This window comes from Aquimarina sp. AD10 (assembly GCF_003443715.1).
Lineage (GTDB): Bacteria > Bacteroidota > Bacteroidia > Flavobacteriales > Flavobacteriaceae > Aquimarina > Aquimarina aggregata.
The window spans coordinates 4494244-4513216 of record NZ_CP031965.1; the positions used below are offsets into that span (position 1 = coordinate 4494244).

Genomic DNA, 18973 nt, shown 5'->3' on the forward strand with positions numbered 1-18973 from the left:
GTTTGTCTTAGTATTTAGAAATTGTGATATGAGTTTTTACCTTTTCATTTACTTGTTCTACAGTTGTTTTAGTAGATTCTAAACTAATAATTTCTATGGTGTGTTTTGATTTATCTTCATTCTTTACGTTATGATAAATTTCAGGAGAAACAAATTTATCTGTTTTATATAGCTTGGTTTCTAAATGAGTTGCTTCACTATAAGATCCAACAATGATATAATAGTAAGATTTTAAAAACTTATGTTCTTCACGATACGTTACATATTCATGTGTTTCGATTTTAAATGTTTTAAGGAAATAGCCATCATTAAAGTCATAAGTTTCTATAGCGTCATGGGTTAAATACGTTAGCGCATATTTTAATTCTTCTTTGTTTGTTATTTCATAAGCATTTCCTGTTTTTTGAGCATAAACAGAAAAAACTAAAATGGAAAATAAAAAGGTTAAGAGATTTTTCATTTTTGGATTATTACAAAGTTTAATACATTAAACATTTCTGAAACTTGTATCTTGTATTTATCAGATTCAAAATTCATAAGATACACCTTGTCGCTAAACTCCTGAACTTCTTGATCTGCTATATCCACTAGATTAGCGTTAGGAGGAACAGCTTCTTCTTTGTTTCTCTCGTACATGTTTTTAGGTTTCCCGAAATTCTTAACAAGGGCTTTATGCAAGTTTGATCCTATTCGGTCATTTACTTCTAAATAAAAACCGGTTATAATGCTTTTACTATTAGTTATATAATGCTTACTTCGAACAAATTGACCTAAATAAGTATTGTGTATCATGCGCCAATGTAAAAACTGTCCGTTTGCATCTGTTCTAACTTTTTCAAAAGTTGTTGTTTTTACGTCTTCTAGTTTTTTACCTATGTTTTCTAAAAAAATTGATTGGTCTTGACTGTAAAAATTTAGGCTTATAAAAAGTACTAGGATTAAGGATATTTTATTCATTATTGTTGGTTTTAATTTGTTGCACAATGTTAGGCAATATATGCCCATGGCAACAGGGGAGTTGACCCCTTTTATTGAGAAATATTCTATTAGTAAAAAGGTTTTGAAATAACTAGTTTTTTCATTTTTTATCTACTACAATACTAAAGTTTGTTAGTTTTATTTTCTGACACTGAACTTTTGTAAGTAAAAAAACGATCACATTAGTAGTGATCGTTTTTTATTTGTACTCGCTATGACAACACGGATTTGTAATCCGTGTGATCGGGTTAGCTGAGATAATGTTGGTAGTAGTTTTAGTTTGTCATAAACTTAGTTAATATCAGATTAGATTTCACATTCTTCTCTCTAATTTTTTCTCCGCATTTGTTATAACTGATGACCTTCCCATTATCAGAATTTTTAGTTATTAGATATTCAACTATTTCATTCCCTTCTATTTCAAGGCGATTAAAGATTTTGAACCTCCAAGTATCACCTGATTCAATAGATTTTGTAACTCGTTGAAGTATTATATTCGAATCAAGATCTATAATTCGGTCAATCGTTTTTATTTTTTTATCATGTGTTTTGAAGAATAAAATTCTTCTCGATTTTTCTTGAATTTCTGTTTTTAAATAGATATCAGATTGTAGGCAACTTGCCATTGAATTTAATTCAGGATTATTTTGTGAGAATCCATAATGACCAAATATGAGAAGAAATATTATTGGATATCGCATTATATAAATTGCTATGTATTTTTTACAACTATTATAAAATTTCTTGTACTATAATATTGATCACTCATTACCCAATTTAGTTTTTATGCATTCTCGTATTCTGTCCGATTTGCAGGATACTTTAATTTAATCCGATGTATTATTTCCGTTCGATTTTGAGCCCACTCAGGATATGCAGTCCATTCTTTTTCAGTTTTGAAATAGATAATGCGATTTATTTTTCCGAGTAATAATTCTGCATCAATTTCTATGCGTTTCCATTTTCCGTCAACTTTTTGGGTATAGGTAATTCCATCTCGGCCACTTCCATAAGCATTCCATCCTAATCTTTCTTGCCATAGTTTAAGAATCCATCCAATGAATAGAAGAACTATAATCAACCCAATAATAAGTAGTACTACAATAACTATGATATTCATCTATTTACTTTCTTGTTTTTTATATAAAGGACAACGGTCTAGTATAAGAAATGTAGGGCTGTCGATCGGTACTTCATTTCGAATTGACACTAATCAGATAGCACGGATTACAAATCCGCGTGATCGGGCTTTATGTGATTTTATTTTTTAATGAAGAATTTCTCCATAATTTCTCGCAAATTTCAATTATAAAGCTTTGATTTTTAATTAACCATTCAACTCCAACTTCATTAATTTTAGGTAGAGTAAATTTGTCAGATAGCACCAAATTTTCACTTTTTGATAGAGAACCATTATTAAGAATCCTATATAAAACATTAGTTTCAGATTCATCAATATAGTCAATGTCTTTTCGCAAAAGAGCGATTGCTCCAATATTTGTGGCAACACTATAGAAGATATCATCACTTTCAAACTTTTGTTTATCAGTATCTTTTAATAAATGAGTAATATTTGACCCTGATTTTCTCCTAGCAGTTATTAAATCATAAAAGTCGGTTTTACTATCGCATAAATTATCAACATACATTGTAATTCTTGAAACAAAATATTTCAAAAATTTACGATTTGAATTGTAAGTGCTTATATTTCTTATTTGTTCATAAGCCTCATCATATTGAGTTAAATATGTCTTGAAATTATCTTCAAGCTCTTGAACACTTAAATCTCTAATTTCTTTTATTATCGTATTGAAAAATGAATATCTTATTGACGTTTGTGAAATTGGTTGATTTAATATTGATTTTAGTACCACATACCTCTCAATAAAATTAGCAACGATTAATATTTTATCATTGATTTCTTCTTCTGAATCAGTTTTACTGATTGCTGATAAATATAGAGGATAAGACAATGAGGTTGCAACTGAGTAGTTGGTATTATAATTAACAATCTCAAATCCATTTGTTGGATAACGCTCCATGTTTTTAATTCTAATGTACAAATCAGAGTAAAAAACAAAATCACTTTTAACGAAGTAATAATAGTTTTCTTCGGACTTTAATTTTAAGAGTTTAGCATTTTCTTTAACCCACCGATGAAAACTTGTTCCAATTTTTTCAAAATCTTCTCTTGCTGTTCCAGCAGATGAAGAACGTTTCATACTTTCGGCATACTGACCTCTAAACCAAGCTCTAAAAAATTCTAAATCTTCATCTCTGGAAAAATAATGTAATTTAGAAATGTTTTCTCTCCAAATATCATTTAGTTCTATAAGAAAGTTTTCTTTTTCTACCTTAGATAGAAGTAAGCCTTTAAGCATCTCACTTGGAGTAAGATTATAACCTCTATCATTCATAGTTTCAAAAATTGTAAAGGCATTCTTATCAGAATAAGCTACAATTTCTACAAAAATTAATTTTTCCTTTATCCAATCAATAAATATTGGAAGCTTGTCTCCAGATAGATATTCAGGAAAAACCTCCTTTATATCTTGAAATCTTTCATAAATATTATGAATTGTAATGTTGTCATTTTCATTAATTTCAAAATCTATATTCTTGTAGAATGCGTCTAAAATATTGAATCGTTCAGGAACATCAATATTAAAAGAATTTCTACCATGTTTTCTAGAAAATATTAAATCATCAATAGGTTCTTTATCATCTCTGTCTTTTTGTAAATTATTAATATGAATAAGTAACAAAGTAAGAGAGGTTAGTCTTTGTTGTCCATCTATAATGGAAGAAACACCTGATTTTTCACAAAAAATCAAAGGTCCCATATAATATGAATCATAATTAGAAACATCTGCAATAGTATCTCCTAATTTGTAGCTACCACTAAAAGCTTCTTCAATGTCAATAAGAAGCTGTTCGATATGTTTTTTCTCCCATTTATATTCTCTTTGAAAAAAATCAATAGAATACTTTTTAGAATGAAGAATATCTCTAAGTGTTTTATCGTTTGCGTCTATTTTATTTGCTGCTGATGACATATTGTTTAGTTTAAGCTTTGAATTAATGTTTTTAGTATATAAAAAGCAGGTTCGTATACTTTCTTGTTATCCTTATTTGGTATTAATTCACCGTGAAAAAGAATGTTTCTCAATTTGTATATAACCTCAATTAATCCTTTAACTAATTTTTCTACATCATTTATTAAAAATATGTTTCCTGCTTCTATACCTTGGCGATTTGATGATATTAGATTTGTTGGCTTTTTTGGGTCAATTTTTCTATAAGTATCTAAAAGGCAGTTTCTTTGGTTTTCAGTTAAGCTTGAATTTTGTTGAATGTGATTATTTAAATTTTCAATATCGAATTTTGATTGATTAAATGTATATTGAGTTATGCTTCCTGAATTGGTAACCAGAGAATTAATATTAATTGCATTGCCATTGCCTGTTCGAGTTAATTCAACTTTGTAAATCCATCTTCTGAATGTCAAAGTTTCTGAAGTTATTGGATTCGTTTCTACAGAAATTGATTGAAATGTGATTCTTTTGTCTGCATTTGGGATATAAATAGATTCTAGGTATTGATGCAATTTGGCAATTTGACCTTTAAATATTATAGAATCATTATCCTTTCCATTTAACAAAGCGATAATTTTATCTCTAAATAAATTCGGATTACTTTTAATTTCTTCGATAATTACTCTATCTCGTTTTAAAGTTGGATACATATTCATATACCAAGCATTAAAGGGAATCCAAGCTTTTACAAATTGAGTTAAATAATCAATTTCTGCTAATGCTAACCATCTTTCAGAGTTATCTATATAAGGATTTGGCATTTAGTATATGTTTTTCATTTATCTATAGGTGTTCTTTTCGTCTTGCAGGCAACAATGTTATATAGTTACTTATTTAAGTAATACTTTTCGACTAATAAAACTATAGTTATCTTTTTAAGATATCATTACGGGAATCCACATTAAGAATTTAAAAGTTTTACCTATGTAATATTAAAATCTAGTGATCCTTGTATTTGTTTTTTTACATAGTATAATGAATACCTATGCTTTTAAAAAGAGATTAGAGTAGGGTAACGTCCCATATATGGTTCGTTTGCCTGCCGAAGGCGGCATATGCAATATACAAATTGTTGTAAACTGTTATTTTATTCAGATTTGATTAATTCAGTCAGTTTTTTTTCTATTTCATAACCCTTAATTCCAGGTAAATTTTCAAAATATTCCTTTATTTCGATTTCGCTCAAATTATAAGTCTCTTTCAATCCATTAATAATTGTTAATAGATATTCTTCACTTGGTGGATTTATTTCTTTAATTAGATTCTTTTCATTTGTGAATGTGAAAATTGAATTATCGTTTTGCTCTCCTAAATAAAGCAAATTTCCATACCAAGACTTTTCTTTAAAAATAAGAGAGCCTTTTTCTTTTGCTTTTTTAAAATCAATAAGTAATTCTCCTTGGTGATTAGTTTCTTGTTTTACGATTTCAATGTATTGCTCAGATGTTATTAAATACATTCTTCCAAATGTCTGAATGTCATCACTAAACTTCGTGTTTATAAATCCAACACCACAAGAATTCCAACTTTTAGATCTTTTTGCAAAATAAAGTTCACTATTGATATAAATTTCTTCATTGGCTTTTGGTAAAGTTTTATCAGAACAACCTTTATAATTTTTTTTCGAGCCTATTGGTTGCCCTCCACGAATGTAACAATGGAATCTACTTTCTAAAATGTTTGAACCATAACTGGCGTACCAAATATGTTTTATTTCTTTTGACATTCGCTTTTATTGATATATTTTTTTAATCCTGTAAATTTAATAGAAGTGACCTTCAAGAACATTATAGTCCGAGTTAGTTGAATATTTTTTAGCATCTTCATCAGTGAAATCTTTATCTTCACAGAGGTCAGTCATAAATTTATTATATCCTTTAGAATCTGTTTTGGGATTTGGAATTACTCTGTACGATTTAGAAGATACACCATTGCTGTATTCTAATTTTATTTTTAATGCTTGTTCAAATGTCATTGAATTAGTTTTACGTGGATATGATTTTCCTAAAATCCTCTGCTAACTTTAATTTCAATTCTTTAACATCCTTTTCGACTGATTCGTTAGCCTTCTTCCAAGTTTTTAAAGAATTTTCTCCTTCAATTGTTTGAGTGCCTTGTAGTAAGTTTTCAATTTTTCCTTTAGTTTTCGCCTCATTCATTAAACTAATTACATTGTTAAATTTGTTTAGTGTATCAATAATTTTCAAATTCTTCAGGGAAATATATTCTATTAAGTTCTAGTAAGTCTCTTGTTTCCTTTATTTTCTCGAAAGCAGCCATTTCTCTTTCACGATCGTACTTCCAGTCTACACCTTGAAATAGTGTTGTCATATGATTTAGGAGCTTTTCAATTTCAAATAGATTTTGATACAGTCTTTTAATGATCTGACCTCTTTCCGAATGAAGTTGAGAAAATTTTATCTGGTGTTCAGTTTTAAGAATGTCTAATTTGTTTTTATGATTTTCCAGAATCAGATCTGAGCTTTTATTTATAATAACTTTCCCAAGGAAGATTACAATAGCTCCAATTGTAATACCTCCAACGGAAAATTTTAATATTTCTGTAATTACTTCCATAATTGTGTACAACAATGTTATATAGTTACGTATTTCAGTACTCCTTTTCGACCAATAAAACTATAATTATCTTTTAAGATACCATTACGGTAATCCACATAGCGTATTAAAAAGTTTTATCTATAACTTGTCAAAATTTAGGAATAGGTAGACAAATCCTCAGTAAAGAGTTTTATAAAACAATATGTTGCAAAAAGTAAGACAATACGCAGCTACATTCAAAATACCAGAATATACTACAAGTGTTGTTAGTATATGCGCTAAGAAGAAACAATTGCGATACCTGATGAGGTTCCTATTCTAGAAACTCCCAAATCAATGTATTGTTGGGCCGTTTTGGTATCTCTAATACCACCAGAAGCTTTTATAAGGATTTGATTGCCGACTTCGTTTTTCATTAGTTTTACATCTGCTAGTGTAGCGCCGCCATTTCCAAATCCAGTAGAGGTTTTTATAAAATCAGCACCAGCATGTAATGCCAGTTTACAAGCCATTTTCTTTTCGTCATCGGTTAAATAGCAATTTTCAAAAATGACCTTTAAGGTGTGATCACCAATTGTTTTTTTGATGGCTTTAATTTCATCTTCGACAATCTTATAATAGTTAGATTTTAATAACCCAATATTTAAAACCATATCAATCTCATGAGCCCCATTATCGATACAATATTGAGCCTCTGATATTTTGGCGTTGCTGACACTCGCACCCAAAGGAAAACCTACAACCGAGGCAATTTTAATAGCTGTATTTCTTAATTCGCTATGTGCCAATGCTACATAATAACTGTTAACACAAACGGCATAAAAATCATATGTTTTTGCTTCTGAGCAAAGTTGCTTAATAGCATCTACGGTAGCATCAGCTTTTAATAGGGTATGATCTATGTATGCATTAAGTAACATCTTATTGGTGTGTTTTGATGATCCCGATAAGGTCATTTTTTTGTAATACTCCCGATTGGCGCCAAACTTGTTTACCTTCTTTAAACAGTATCATAGTAGGCACCCCTCTAACTTGATATTTTGAAGCCAAAGGTTGGTTTTTATCTACATCAATCTTAACCACCTTAATAGTTTCTCCTAGTTCATCTTTTACCTCTTTAAGTATAGGCGCTAGCATTTTACAAGGGCCGCACCAATCTGCAAAAAAATCAACTAATACAGGTGTTTTTGAATCGATGATATTGTTAAAACTACTTTTCATAAAGCTATAGATATCTAAAATTTAAAAAACAAATTTACAACGAAGTATGCTAAATAACCTCAGTTCGATTTATATTCTATAGATCATCCATCTATATCTGGCTGGTCGAGCGCAGTCGAGATCCTTGGATTTGACTAAAAATAACCTCTCGACTGCGCTCGAGGTGACAGGGAAAAAGAACAATCAAACTCAGTTTAAATTTGATAGATTACCCTATCTTAGGTGGTGCATTGTATTTTTTTATAAGATGCATTATTGCAGTGATCGGGATTTCTATAGAATAGGTACCTGTGTATGAGGGGCAAATAACACAATCATCAAAATAGTATTCTAAAACATCATCATTCATGACAAAATTGTTTTTATAGGCGTTAAAATCACCTTTAGACAATTCCCAACAATCATAATACAATTCTCCTGATGCAATGCTTTCTTTTATAATGTTATTTATAATTACAAAAACAGCATCTTCAGAACCTTTGGTAAAGAAGTCATTAAAATAAACAAAGTCATATTTTTCCAGATCAAAATTGATACAATCAAATAAATACGTAGAGTATCGCATCCCCGAATAATAGTTTTCCTTGTATAGTACTACACTAATAAAGTTGCTTTTTACAGTATAAATCTTATAATCAATGCTTCTTTTATCTCTAAAACGATTTATTTTTAGGGTATCACAAAGCAACTCTTTGTCTTCAAGGATTTGATTTTCGGTTTTTTCGATATTTAGGTAATTTTCTGTGATGAAGTTATTAAAAACAGCATAAGATGGATCAATTTCTTCATTTAGATATGGGTATTGATAATCTAAAATATAAAGGTCTTCTTTTTTTAAAAAGTGTTTAGAAATCACTAATTCTTGCAACTTAGCTCTATCGTCTTTGGCTTTGATCAATTTATCTCTTTTTAGAGCTTTTGTTTTTTCATGATCCAGTGCTATAGCTTCTCCAGAAAGCGGTAGCACAGAATCTTTGATCTTTTGATCAGTATTGTGTTCAATTTCGACATCCTTAGGTGTTGAGGTTTTCTGAAGTGAAGTTTCATGCTTACAAGCCATAAAACTTAGGATAATAAGGCAAATGATTAGATTTTTCATACGGTTGATTTTTGTTTTTAAGATGAAATAGCTCTAGGTATTATTTCATACATTTCTTTATGAATTTATATGCCCAATCATAGTGACTTGACGTAGCAGAAATAAGATAGGAGGCTAGTGAGGTAGTGCCGGTCCATTTAAATCTTCGTTTTTCAAAAAGTTCTTCTTCGGTATGGTCGTTAATTATTTTTTGTAGCTGATCAAACGATGTTTTTAATAATTTTTTTACTTCGGTTAGCTCAACATCTTGATATTTTTTCCAAATCACTTTGTTAAGATCCGGAGTGGTTTTCCAGGTATATCCTTTTGCTGGCATATCTGGCTTGTTTCCTGTCATTCCTATTGTATACCAATTTAACATCATGATATGCCAATGATGAAGATGCGCTAGAATATCCCTAATATTTCTATTAAGATAACGTTTGGGGAACTCACGGTTTACTTGTTCTTTAGGAAAAGAATTAACAAAATCAAGTAACTTAGTATAGTTCTTATGACTTAGATCTAGTAATGCTTCTTTGGTTTTTGGTCTAGGCATAGCTTCATCGGTTTTATATAACGAACTCATTTTGGGTAATGCTTTTACCTACAAAATTTACATTTTGCACGCTAGCTTTGCTACAAAAGCCAAACTTTTCGGTTCAAAATCACTACTCAAGATGAGTTCAATAAATGTAATCGAGATTATCGTATAAAAATATGATATTGATCACCTTATAGGCAAAACAAAAAAAGGCGAGCTTAACATAAAACTCGCCTTTTGTAAATAGCATTAATATTGATTAAAAAAGCCCGTTTCCGATAAGTAGCATTGTATTAACTACAATACTTATAATTAAAAGATCTAAAACTAGTTTAGGTTTTTGAACGGTTAGTATAGCTGCATTATGAGCACTACAAACAACAACGCTTAAAAAGACCATAAACATCTGTAAAGGATCGTTTCCGTTTAATAATGTTGTCATAATTGCTATTGAACCTAAACAAGTTGATGCGATGATAGCCAAAGCAGAATACCCAATATAATTTTGAGAAAAATCAGCATTTATTTTTGCATATAGTGTCATAATAGTACGTTTTTAAGTTGAAGTAAAATTAATTACGCAACCCCTATTAAAATATGATATAAATCAGTTTTCAAAAATCAATTTTAATCTGCCCAGCATCATTAGCTCTGATTTGTTCTTACCAGAAAAAGCACCGGCAATAGCATTTGCTGTTTCCCATATTAATGTTTTTATCTCGGTGTTAAAACGAGATTTGTGTTCTTCGTAAAAATTTTGAAATTCTTTAAAGCAAGTAGCTGCATTTGGAGTTTCATAATCCATCCAATCAAAAACAATTTCGATTTGAAAAGCTGCATCCACACCAAACTCATCTGTAATATCATCAACAGCTAACCATTTTGATTTTACGATTTGTTTTAAAGACTCGTATTCTGATTTACGAACAATTTTATCTGAAGCTGCAATCGCATAAAAGAGTTTACCAAGATTTTGATAAAAAGTAACCGCAATATTATCTGTAGTGTTCATAGTAGTACTATTTGTGTAACCTGCTTTAGGTAATAGATTTTCTAATACATAAAGCGGGTTTAGTTAATAGGATAAACTTAAGGAGTTATCACAAGGTTTTTTATGATATAAATCAGTTCTCATTGCTATTTCCTTATCATGTTTTTAGTGATACAGTAGGTATTTGTATTTGACTTATTTTTTTGAATAACTTCTGATTAGCATAGTATAATTATCGATAAACTGATTTTTGTCATTCTTTTGATCATAGCATCCCAATACATTTGTTGTTTTAGAAAGTAATTATGATGAAGAACATCCTGATTCCCACAGATTTTTCTGACAATTCATGGAATGCCATTGTGTATGCATTATCGTTTTTTAGAAAAGTGAAGTGCAATTTTTTTCTTTTGCATGTATCACCTTATGAAGAAATGATGGGAGGAACTACTTTTTATGATACCACAAATTCGGTTGTTGAAAACACGACGCATAGTCACAAAGAACAAATGCGATTGTTACAGAAAAAAATCGAAAAATTGCCACTAAATACAAAGCATCAGTTTTTTACAATTAACGAACATATCTTCTTTATTGATGCTATCAGAAAACAAATAGCGCATAAACATATTGATTTTATTGTGATGGGGACCAAAGGTGCCTCTGGTCTCAAAGAAAAAACTATAGGAAGTAATACAGGTGATGTTATTACAAAAGTAAAATGCCCTGTTTTGGTAGTTCCCGAAAAAGCAACTTATACAAGACCTAGAGAAATAGCTTTTCCTACAGACTATAATATATCATATAAGAATAGGGTACTGCATACTATTGCAGAAATTTTGGACGTACATAATACATGTTTGAGAATTTTGCATGTCACTAAGAAAAATCAAAAGTTAAGTGGGTTACAAGAAAAGAATAAAGATTTTTTGGATGATGCATTAGAAGATATAGAGCATAGTTTTCATTTTTTATCAAACCCTAATATTGAAGAAGCAGTACAATGTTTTGTAGAAAGTAGAGATATTACAATGATTACAATGATTGCAAAGAACCTTAATTTTTTTCAACGCATTTTATTTCATCCTACCGTAGAAAAAATAAGCTATCATACCACTATTCCCTTTTTGGTATTACATGAATAAATAGTAGTAATTCTAATCGAAAATAATAATAATGAGCACAAATTTGATTAATAAGTATAACATTCCAGGACCAAGATATACAAGTTATCCAACGGTTCCGTATTGGGATATTGATACATTTTCATTGTCCAAATGGAAGAAATCTGTAAAACGATCTTTTTCTGAAAGTAATACTACCGAGGGGATAAGCCTGTATATTCACTTGCCCTTTTGTGAACGTATGTGCACATTTTGTGGTTGTAATAAAAGAATTACAAAACGACATGACGTAGAGTTACCGTATATAAATGCGTTACTTAAAGAATGGAGTTTATACCTTAATTTATTAGAAACCAAACCAAAAATAAAAGAATTACATCTAGGTGGTGGCACACCTACTTTTTTTTCTCCAAAGAATTTAGAGTATTTAATTAGTTCTTTATTTAAAGGAGTAGACCGTGCCAAAGATTGTGAGTTTAGTTTTGAAGGTCATCCTAATAATACGACCAAAGAACATTTACAGGCGTTGTTTGATGTAGGTTTTAGAAGAGTAAGTTTTGGTGTACAAGATTATGATGAGAATGTTCAAAAAGCAATTCATCGTATACAACCTTTTGAAAATGTAAAATATGTCACCGAGATGGCTCGAGAGATTGGGTATACCTCTGTGGGGCATGATATTATTTTTGGTTTACCTTTTCAGACTCAAGAAGCCGTGATTAATACGATTTTAAAAACCAAAGCGCTATTACCAGATAGACTAGCATTTTATAGTTATGCGCATGTGCCTTGGCAAAAAGGAAATGGGCAACGCGGGTTTAAAGATGTTGACCTGCCTTCTGCAGAGCAAAAAAGAATGCAATACGAAATGGGTAAAAAACTATTAAAAAAAGTAGGCTATGTAGAAATTGGAATGGATCATTTTGGTTTGCAAAATGACTCGCTATACAAAGCAATGGAAGATCAAAAGTTACATCGTAATTTTATGGGATATACAGCATCAAAAACACAAATGATGATTGGGTTAGGCGTCTCTGCTATTAGTGATAGCTGGTATGGTTTTGCTCAAAATGTAAAGAATATAGAAGAATATCAGCACTTGGTAAATGAAAATATCATTCCGGTGTATCGCGGACATATATTAAACAAAGAAGATGAGATTATCAGACAACACATTCTTAACCTAATGTGTCATTTTGAAACCAACTGGAAAGAGGATGACTTATACTTTAAAGAATTGCCAGAAGTGTTGCAAAATCTAAAAGAGCTTGAAATTGATGGGCTATTAGAAATATCTAGAAATACGGTAACTGTTACCGAAAAAGGTCGTCCGTTTGTGCGTAATATATGTATGGCTTTTGACTTAAGATTACAACGCAGTATTCCTGAAACTACATTATTTTCGATGACTATTTAATCTGCGATTTAGTGACACTCAAAATTAGTAGAAACTATTTCTGTAACAGGTTTGGGAGAAATATAAGGAATCCCTAGCCCTAATCCTCGTATTATAAACAATAACCCGATAAGTACTACAAATACCGGAATGGCTTTCTGGATATGTTGTCGTACTTTTTTGGTTAAAAAGTTACTTAAGTAGACCGCTGTAGTCATTAAAGGAATAGTTCCTAATCCAAAAAGGATCATATATAGACTGCTTTCAAAAATATCACCAGATGCAATGGCGCCAAACACAGCCATGTATACGAGACCGCAAGGTAAAAAACCGTTTAAAAAACCAATGGTTAAAAAAGTATCCGAAGTTTTCTTTTTAAGTGCGGCTCCGAGATTGTTTTTTATTTTGGACACCAGCTTATAGATAGGTTTAGAAAAATTGTATTGATTAAAATGGTGATGCGGTACTATGATAATTAAAATCATTAATACGCCAACAATAATAGATAATGTCTGTTGCATCCCGAAAAGGTGTAAACTCTTACCTAGAGCCCCAAAAAATAATCCAATAATGGCGTAAGCCAACAATCTACCAAGGTGATATAAAAATATCTGAAATAGCTTCTGGATGTTATTCTTCCTGTTTACAGGTAACATAAATGCAATAGGTCCACACATGCCAATACAGTGAAAACTTCCTAATAAACCTAATATGACAGCTGATAGTAGCATGTTTAATACATAAATGATTTTTTAAATAAATATGGAGTGTGGTCGAACTCCCAATCAATAGTAATATTCCATCTGCCTTCTATCAGATTTTTATCTGGTATAAGCATTTGAGCATTTGAAAGTGAAATAGGAACTTCAAAATCTAATTTTTTATTTGATGGTCTGTAAAAAGATAGCGTACCAGAGATATCCTCAGAATTTGTGTGCTTTGGAAATAAAATCAATAGACCCCTATCAGTTTTTTTAATTTGAATAGCACCTTCCAGAGTTTTTGCGTTTTTTTTCGGCGTTGATTTCCTTTTGAAAAGCTAGCTCTTCCTTATAATACTCTTCTGTAACAAGATCATGAGTAAACTTTTGCTCGGTATTCATTCGAACTACGAAGTATAGTATAAAAGAAATAAATCCTATAAAAACTAATACGATTGCTGTTCCCCAGTTTATTTTCATGAGAGTTGTTTTATTTATAACTTCTTGGGCCTAGAAATGCCGTTGTCGTTGTTTCTATTAATTCAGTTTTACTGTATACGCCAATTTTTATTCTGTCCTTATCTCCACTTAGCGCGGCACCGTTGATTTCTATAAACAAAGTTCCTTCAGCTAACCCTTGTTCTGGGACGTTAAAATTTTTATGCGTTACGAGTTCTATTTTTCCATTATGTGATAGCAATTCAAAATGAACATCCTCTATTTCTGAAGTGGTTTTATTGACCAATTTATAGGTATAGACGTTACTAATAATATGATCTGCCTTTCGCTCATATAATTGCCCTGGTAATCTTAGAATTGTTGCTTCTACATCATTGCGCAAGAACGACATCCCTAATAAAACACCTGTAAGGATGACCAGTACGGCACTATATCCTTTTAATCTTGGTCCAAATTTGAATTTTGCTTTTTTAGCAATGTTATCTTCACTGGCATATCGTATTAATCCTTTAGGCAGGTGTACACTTTCCATCATATGATCACAAGCATCGATACAAGCAGTACAGTTGATGCATTCTAGTTGTGTTCCATTTCTAATATCTATTCCCGTGGGACATACATGAACGCATTGAAAACAATCAATACAGTCACCTTTTCCTGTAGTAGGGCGGTCTTCATTTTTTCTAAATTTAGCTCTCCCAGTTTCTTTTTCTCCTCGCTTATAGTCATAAGCGACAACAATAGATTTAGAATCCAATAATACTCCTTGTAATCTTCCGTAAGGGCAGGCGATTATGCAAACCTGTTCTCTAAACCAAGCAAATACAAAATAAAATACAGCTGTAAAAATAAGAAGAGAGATAAGTGTACTTATATGTTTAGATGGGCCATCGATAATGTATTTTAATAATTGATCACTACCTATTAAGTAGGCCAAAAAAACATTGGCAATTAGAAAAGAAATAACAAAAAATATAAACCATTTAAGAGTACGTTTTTTGATTTTTTCTGCATCCCATTTTTGTTTGTCTAAACGTATTTGTTTGCCGCGATCTCCCTCGATCCAGTATTCGATTCTTCGAAAAACCAGTTCCATAAAGATCGTTTGTGGACATACCCATCCGCAGAATAGTCTACCAAATGCCACTGTAAATAAAGTCACAAAAATGACTCCTATAATCATCGAGATTACAAATAAGTGAAAATCTTGTGGCCAAAATGGGGCTCCGAAAATATTAAAACGACGTTCTAGAACATTAAAAAGAAGAAATTGGTTTCCATTAATTTTAATAAAAGGAGCAGAAAACAAGAATAGTAATAAACCATAACTTACCCATTTACGGTAGTCATAATAAACGCCCTTAGGTTTTTTGGGATACACCCAGGCACGTTTACCCTCTTCGTTAATCGTGCCTATAGAATCTCTGAAATTTTCATTATTTGGTGTTTCCAATGGGATACTGGTTTTAAATGTTTTCTAGAGTTATTTACTTACTACAGCAGTTGAATCTGAGATAGTTTCAGGAATTTCATCCTGCGGGATTTCTTCTTTTGAAGCCTCAGGATCAATCCATAACTCTCCTTGTGCTTCTTTAGGATCTAAAGGTGTTGAACCTTGTAGCGTAAGTATGTAGCTCGCTACTTGAGCCATTTCTGCGGGTTTCAAAGTTTGTTTCCAGGCTACCATCCCTTTTCCATCACGACCACCTTCAGAAACTGTTCTAAAAATGTTCTTAATACCGCCTCCTAATATCCAATATTGATCGGTAAGATTGGGACCAATACCTCCGCCGCCATCGGCTTTGTGACATGCAGCACAATTTGCAGAAAAAATAGATTTTCCAGCACTAATATCAGAAGCTTCTGTGAGTACGGTAACGGTATTGATATCAACAAGATCTTTGGCCGTTTTCTTATACTCTTCGATAGCTAATTTAGCTTCAGCAACTTCTGTTTCGTATTCTTCTGCTTGTGTATAATCGTTAAATGCATGAAACCTTATAAGATATATTACACCAAATATAATTGTAGCATAAAAACTGTATACCCACCATGGCGGTAAATTATTGTCTAGTTCCTGAATGCCATCATAATTATGATCAAGGATAATCTCACCTTCTTCTTCTACAGGTTTACTATCTAATAGTCTTAAATATGTAGCTTTAAACCATCTAAATTGATTTTCTTTCTTCTTTTTTTGTGCTAGAAGATATCGCTCTTGTTCTTCTGGTTTTAGTGATTGAAATAAGACATTGTTTAGTGCTGCTACACATATTTCTATAGCCACAGAAAATAACAAAACAAGTCCTAATGCTATCCAGGTTAAGGGTTGTGTTAAAAATGCAGATTGCTCTGGAGATTCAACAGATAATTCTATCAATATATATGCGATGCCTAAAAAGGCAAGCACTCTCAAATATGATGATGTACTTCTCATAATTGTGTTTCGTTTTCAGTTTCTAATGGAATTTGACTTACTTCTTTGATATGTTCTTTTTTGGCGGTAAATACCCACCAGAATAACAATGCGAAAAAGACGAAAAATATAAGTAGCGAAATGATAGGATAGATAGCTATACCTTCAATACTTTCCATATGACCTTTTACAAATTTTAGCATAATATCTATTCTTTGGTTTGTACTAAATCTTCTTTGGTTTTTACTTTAATATCGGTTCCTAATCTTTGGATGTAAGCAATTAGAGCTACGACTTCTCGATTTCTCATTTCAACAAAATCTAACCCGTTGTCTTTGGCGTATTTTTTATCTGCTTCATAAGTTTTGGCAAAGTCAGGATCGCTATACAAGTTCTTCTCAATAGTTGTAGCCTGCTCGTCCATCCATTGTTGTGCCCTTGTAATTTCTTCAGGAGTGTATGGCACACCAAGAGTGACCATTGCTTTCATTTTTGTTTCAGTATTGGATCTGTCCAGTTTATTTTTGATCAGCCATTTATAACTTGGCATAATAGATCCGGATGAGGTCGTTTGGGGATCATAAAAATGGTTTAGATGCCAATTGTCAGAGTATTTCCCACCAATTCTCATGAGATCAGGACCTGTACGTTTACTGCCCCAAAGAAATGGGTGATCATAAACATATTCTCCTGCTTTAGAATACTCCCCGTATCGTTCGACCTCACTTCGAAATGGTCTTATCATTTGTGAATGACATGAAACGCAACTTTCTCGTATATAAATATCCCTTCCTTCTAATTCGAGTGGAGTATATGGTTTTACACTTGTAATCGTAGGGATATTAGATTTTACCATTAATGTAGGTACTATTTGTACAATACCACCGATAAGAATAGCAATGGTAGCAAAGATGGTTAGCTTAACAGGTCTTCTTTCTAACCAGGTATGGTACCCTTCTTTAGCAGTTCTTTTTTTAGTAACTTTTTGCAGCGCAGCAGCTTCTGCAAGCTCGTCGGTTACTGCACTACCACTTCGTATAGTTTTAACAATGTTATATAGCATTACAAAGGTTCCGAGAATATATAAACTACCACCAATAGCTCTCATCCAATACATAGGGATGATCTCGTTAACAGTCTCTAAGAAATTACCATAAGTTAAGGTACCGTCGGGGTTAAATTGTTTCCACATAGATGCTTGCACAAATCCCGCTACGTACATTGGTAACGCATACATGATAATCCCTAAAGTTCCTATCCAGAAATGTGCATTTGCTAATCCTGTAGACCATAATTTTGTTTTGGTAAGTTTTGGAACTAACCAATAGACCATACCAAAGGTTAAAAACCCGTTCCATGCTAAAGCGCCTACATGAACGTGTGCTATAATCCAATCACTAAAGTGAGCAATAGCATTTACATTTTTAAGAGATAACATTGGCCCTTCAAAAGTAGCCATACCATATCCAGTGATCGCCACAACCATAAACTTTAAAACGGGATCGGTACGCACTTTATCCCAAGCCCCACGTAAGGTTAATAAACCATTAATCATACCTCCCCAAGAAGGAGCGATCAACATCACCGAAAATGCAACACCTAAATTTTGTGCCCAGTCTGGTAGAGAAGAATATAATAAGTGGTGTGGTCCTGCCCAGATATATATAAATATTAGAGACCAGAAATGAACAATAGATAATCTATATGAGTAAATGGGTCTATTAGCCGCCTTTGGAATAAAATAGTACATTAACCCCAAGAACGGAGTCGTAAGAAAGAAAGCTACGGCGTTGTGACCATACCACCATTGAACCAGAGCATCTTGAACACCAGCGTATACAGAATAACTTTTAAAAGCACTAACGGGTAACTCAAGGCTATTAAAAATATGAAGTACGGCAACCGTGACAAAGGTGGCTAGATAAAACCAGATCGCTACATACATATGGCGTTGTCTCCTTTTTAATATAGTGCCAATAAGATTCCAACCAAAAACTACCCATATAATAGCTATTGCAATATCAAAAGGCCATTCTAGTTCTGCATATTCTTTGGATGTAGTATACCCTAAGGGTAGTGTGATAGCTGCTCCTACTATAATTAATTGCCAAACCCAGAAGTTAATATTACTTAATGTATCATTAAACATTCGTGTTTTTAATAAACGCTGAGTAGAGTAATATACTCCTGCAAAAATGGCGTTTCCAACAAATGCAAAAATTACTGCGTTGGTATGAAGTGGCCTTAGTCTTCCAAAGCTTAACCATGAGATACCATCGGTAAGATTTGGAAAAAGAAACATAAAGGCTAACAATAATCCTACAGACATTCCTACGATGCCCCAAAGCATAGTAGCATACAAGAATTTTTTTACGATTTTGTTATCGTAGTAGAACTTTTCTATTTCCATA

At 31.8% G+C, this 18973-nt stretch carries 25 protein-coding genes; 2 read left to right on the forward strand and 23 right to left on the reverse strand.

The features are described 5' to 3' along the window. Window positions 1-7: 7 nt before the first annotated feature. The 16 genes from D1816_RS18615 to D1816_RS18690 all read right to left on the reverse strand — a co-directional run bounded on the left by D1816_RS18615 (window position 8) and on the right by D1816_RS18690 (window position 10487). A complete protein-coding gene (locus D1816_RS18615; protein ID WP_118504802.1) occupies window positions 8-460 on the reverse strand; it encodes a hypothetical protein in 453 nt (150 codons plus the stop codon). Next, window positions 457-957, reverse strand: coding sequence for a hypothetical protein (locus tag D1816_RS18620; RefSeq protein WP_118504805.1), 501 nt, complete (start codon window positions 955-957; stop codon window positions 457-459). The genes D1816_RS18615 and D1816_RS18620 overlap by 4 nt, the downstream gene beginning before the upstream one ends. A gap of 296 nt (window positions 958-1253) precedes the next feature. After that, window positions 1254-1604 carry a hypothetical protein gene (locus D1816_RS18625; protein WP_147405141.1) on the reverse strand — a complete coding sequence of 117 codons (351 nt, stop codon included), beginning with the start codon at window positions 1602-1604 and terminating at the stop codon, window positions 1254-1256. Between the two features lie 158 nt (window positions 1605-1762). Further along, window positions 1763-2098, reverse strand: a complete 336-nt coding sequence (locus D1816_RS18630; protein ID WP_118504809.1) for a hypothetical protein — start codon at window positions 2096-2098, stop codon at window positions 1763-1765. A 130-nt stretch (window positions 2099-2228) separates the two neighbouring features. Then, window positions 2229-4034, reverse strand: a complete 1806-nt coding sequence (locus tag D1816_RS18635) for a DUF262 domain-containing protein (protein ID WP_118504811.1) — start codon at window positions 4032-4034, stop codon at window positions 2229-2231. A 5-nt stretch (window positions 4035-4039) separates the two neighbouring features. Then, the gene (locus D1816_RS18640; protein ID WP_118504813.1) at window positions 4040-4834 is read right to left on the reverse strand and encodes a hypothetical protein; all 795 of its coding nucleotides are present in this window, start codon (window positions 4832-4834) and stop codon (window positions 4040-4042) included. A 326-nt stretch (window positions 4835-5160) separates the two neighbouring features. Beyond that, entirely contained in the window at window positions 5161-5799 is a 639-nt protein-coding gene (locus D1816_RS18645) for a hypothetical protein (RefSeq protein ID WP_118504816.1), read from the reverse strand. A gap of 36 nt (window positions 5800-5835) precedes the next feature. Next, window positions 5836-6048, reverse strand: coding sequence for a hypothetical protein (locus D1816_RS18650; protein WP_118504818.1), 213 nt, complete (start codon window positions 6046-6048; stop codon window positions 5836-5838). Window positions 6049-6058: 10 nt separating this feature from the next. Then, window positions 6059-6232: a hypothetical protein gene (locus tag D1816_RS18655; protein WP_158597804.1), complete on the reverse strand. Its 174-nt coding sequence runs from the start codon at window positions 6230-6232 to the stop codon at window positions 6059-6061. Window positions 6233-6266: 34 nt separating this feature from the next. Further along, window positions 6267-6665, reverse strand: a complete 399-nt coding sequence (locus D1816_RS18660; RefSeq protein ID WP_147405140.1) for a hypothetical protein — start codon at window positions 6663-6665, stop codon at window positions 6267-6269. Between the two features lie 245 nt (window positions 6666-6910). Then, window positions 6911-7552: a deoxyribose-phosphate aldolase gene (gene deoC / locus D1816_RS18665; protein WP_118504824.1), complete on the reverse strand. Its 642-nt coding sequence runs from the start codon at window positions 7550-7552 to the stop codon at window positions 6911-6913. Between the two features lies 1 nt (window position 7553). Beyond that, window positions 7554-7853: a thioredoxin gene (gene trxA, locus D1816_RS18670; protein ID WP_066316138.1), complete on the reverse strand. Its 300-nt coding sequence runs from the start codon at window positions 7851-7853 to the stop codon at window positions 7554-7556. A 208-nt stretch (window positions 7854-8061) separates the two neighbouring features. Then, a complete protein-coding gene (locus tag D1816_RS18675) occupies window positions 8062-8952 on the reverse strand; it encodes an RsiV family protein (protein ID WP_118504826.1) in 891 nt (296 codons plus the stop codon). 40 nt (window positions 8953-8992) lie between these two features. Further along, window positions 8993-9490 (reverse strand): ClbS/DfsB family four-helix bundle protein, encoded by a 498-nt coding sequence (locus D1816_RS18680; RefSeq protein WP_118506288.1) that lies wholly within the window; start codon window positions 9488-9490, stop codon window positions 8993-8995. Between the two features lie 244 nt (window positions 9491-9734). Continuing rightward, window positions 9735-10019 (reverse strand): hypothetical protein, encoded by a 285-nt coding sequence (locus tag D1816_RS18685; RefSeq protein WP_066316149.1) that lies wholly within the window; start codon window positions 10017-10019, stop codon window positions 9735-9737. Between the two features lie 63 nt (window positions 10020-10082). Then, complete coding sequence (locus D1816_RS18690) at window positions 10083-10487, reverse strand: hypothetical protein (RefSeq protein WP_118504828.1); 405 nt, start codon at window positions 10485-10487, stop codon at window positions 10083-10085. Between the two features lie 284 nt (window positions 10488-10771). Between D1816_RS18690 and D1816_RS18695 the strand changes: the two genes are divergently transcribed. Beyond that, entirely contained in the window at window positions 10772-11611 is an 840-nt protein-coding gene (locus D1816_RS18695; RefSeq protein ID WP_369886602.1) for a universal stress protein, read from the forward strand. Between the two features lie 31 nt (window positions 11612-11642). After that, a complete protein-coding gene (gene hemN, locus D1816_RS18700; protein ID WP_118504832.1) occupies window positions 11643-13007 on the forward strand; it encodes an oxygen-independent coproporphyrinogen III oxidase in 1365 nt (454 codons plus the stop codon). Between the two features lie 8 nt (window positions 13008-13015). Here the strand turns inward: hemN and D1816_RS18705 are convergent, their stop codons facing one another. From D1816_RS18705 to ccoN, 7 genes are read right to left on the reverse strand one after another with little or no spacing between them, the layout of a single operon-like run. Beyond that, window positions 13016-13717, reverse strand: a complete 702-nt coding sequence (locus D1816_RS18705; RefSeq protein WP_118504834.1) for a sulfite exporter TauE/SafE family protein — start codon at window positions 13715-13717, stop codon at window positions 13016-13018. Window positions 13718-13719: 2 nt separating this feature from the next. After that, the gene (locus D1816_RS26295; RefSeq protein ID WP_369886605.1) at window positions 13720-13941 is read right to left on the reverse strand and encodes a FixH family protein; all 222 of its coding nucleotides are present in this window, start codon (window positions 13939-13941) and stop codon (window positions 13720-13722) included. Between the two features lie 19 nt (window positions 13942-13960). After that, the gene (locus D1816_RS26300) at window positions 13961-14167 is read right to left on the reverse strand and encodes a FixH family protein (RefSeq protein WP_369886606.1); all 207 of its coding nucleotides are present in this window, start codon (window positions 14165-14167) and stop codon (window positions 13961-13963) included. 10 nt (window positions 14168-14177) lie between these two features. Next, complete coding sequence (ccoG, locus tag D1816_RS18715) at window positions 14178-15599, reverse strand: cytochrome c oxidase accessory protein CcoG (protein ID WP_118504836.1); 1422 nt, start codon at window positions 15597-15599, stop codon at window positions 14178-14180. 30 nt (window positions 15600-15629) lie between these two features. Then, window positions 15630-16583 (reverse strand): cbb3-type cytochrome c oxidase N-terminal domain-containing protein, encoded by a 954-nt coding sequence (locus D1816_RS18720; RefSeq protein ID WP_118504839.1) that lies wholly within the window; start codon window positions 16581-16583, stop codon window positions 15630-15632. Next, entirely contained in the window at window positions 16580-16765 is a 186-nt protein-coding gene (locus tag D1816_RS18725) for a cytochrome C oxidase subunit IV (protein WP_066316167.1), read from the reverse strand. The genes D1816_RS18720 and D1816_RS18725 overlap by 4 nt, the downstream gene beginning before the upstream one ends. Window positions 16766-16770: 5 nt before the next feature. Continuing rightward, window positions 16771-18972: a cytochrome-c oxidase, cbb3-type subunit I gene (gene ccoN, locus D1816_RS18730; RefSeq protein WP_066316168.1), complete on the reverse strand. Its 2202-nt coding sequence runs from the start codon at window positions 18970-18972 to the stop codon at window positions 16771-16773. Window position 18973: the final 1 nt, after the last annotated feature.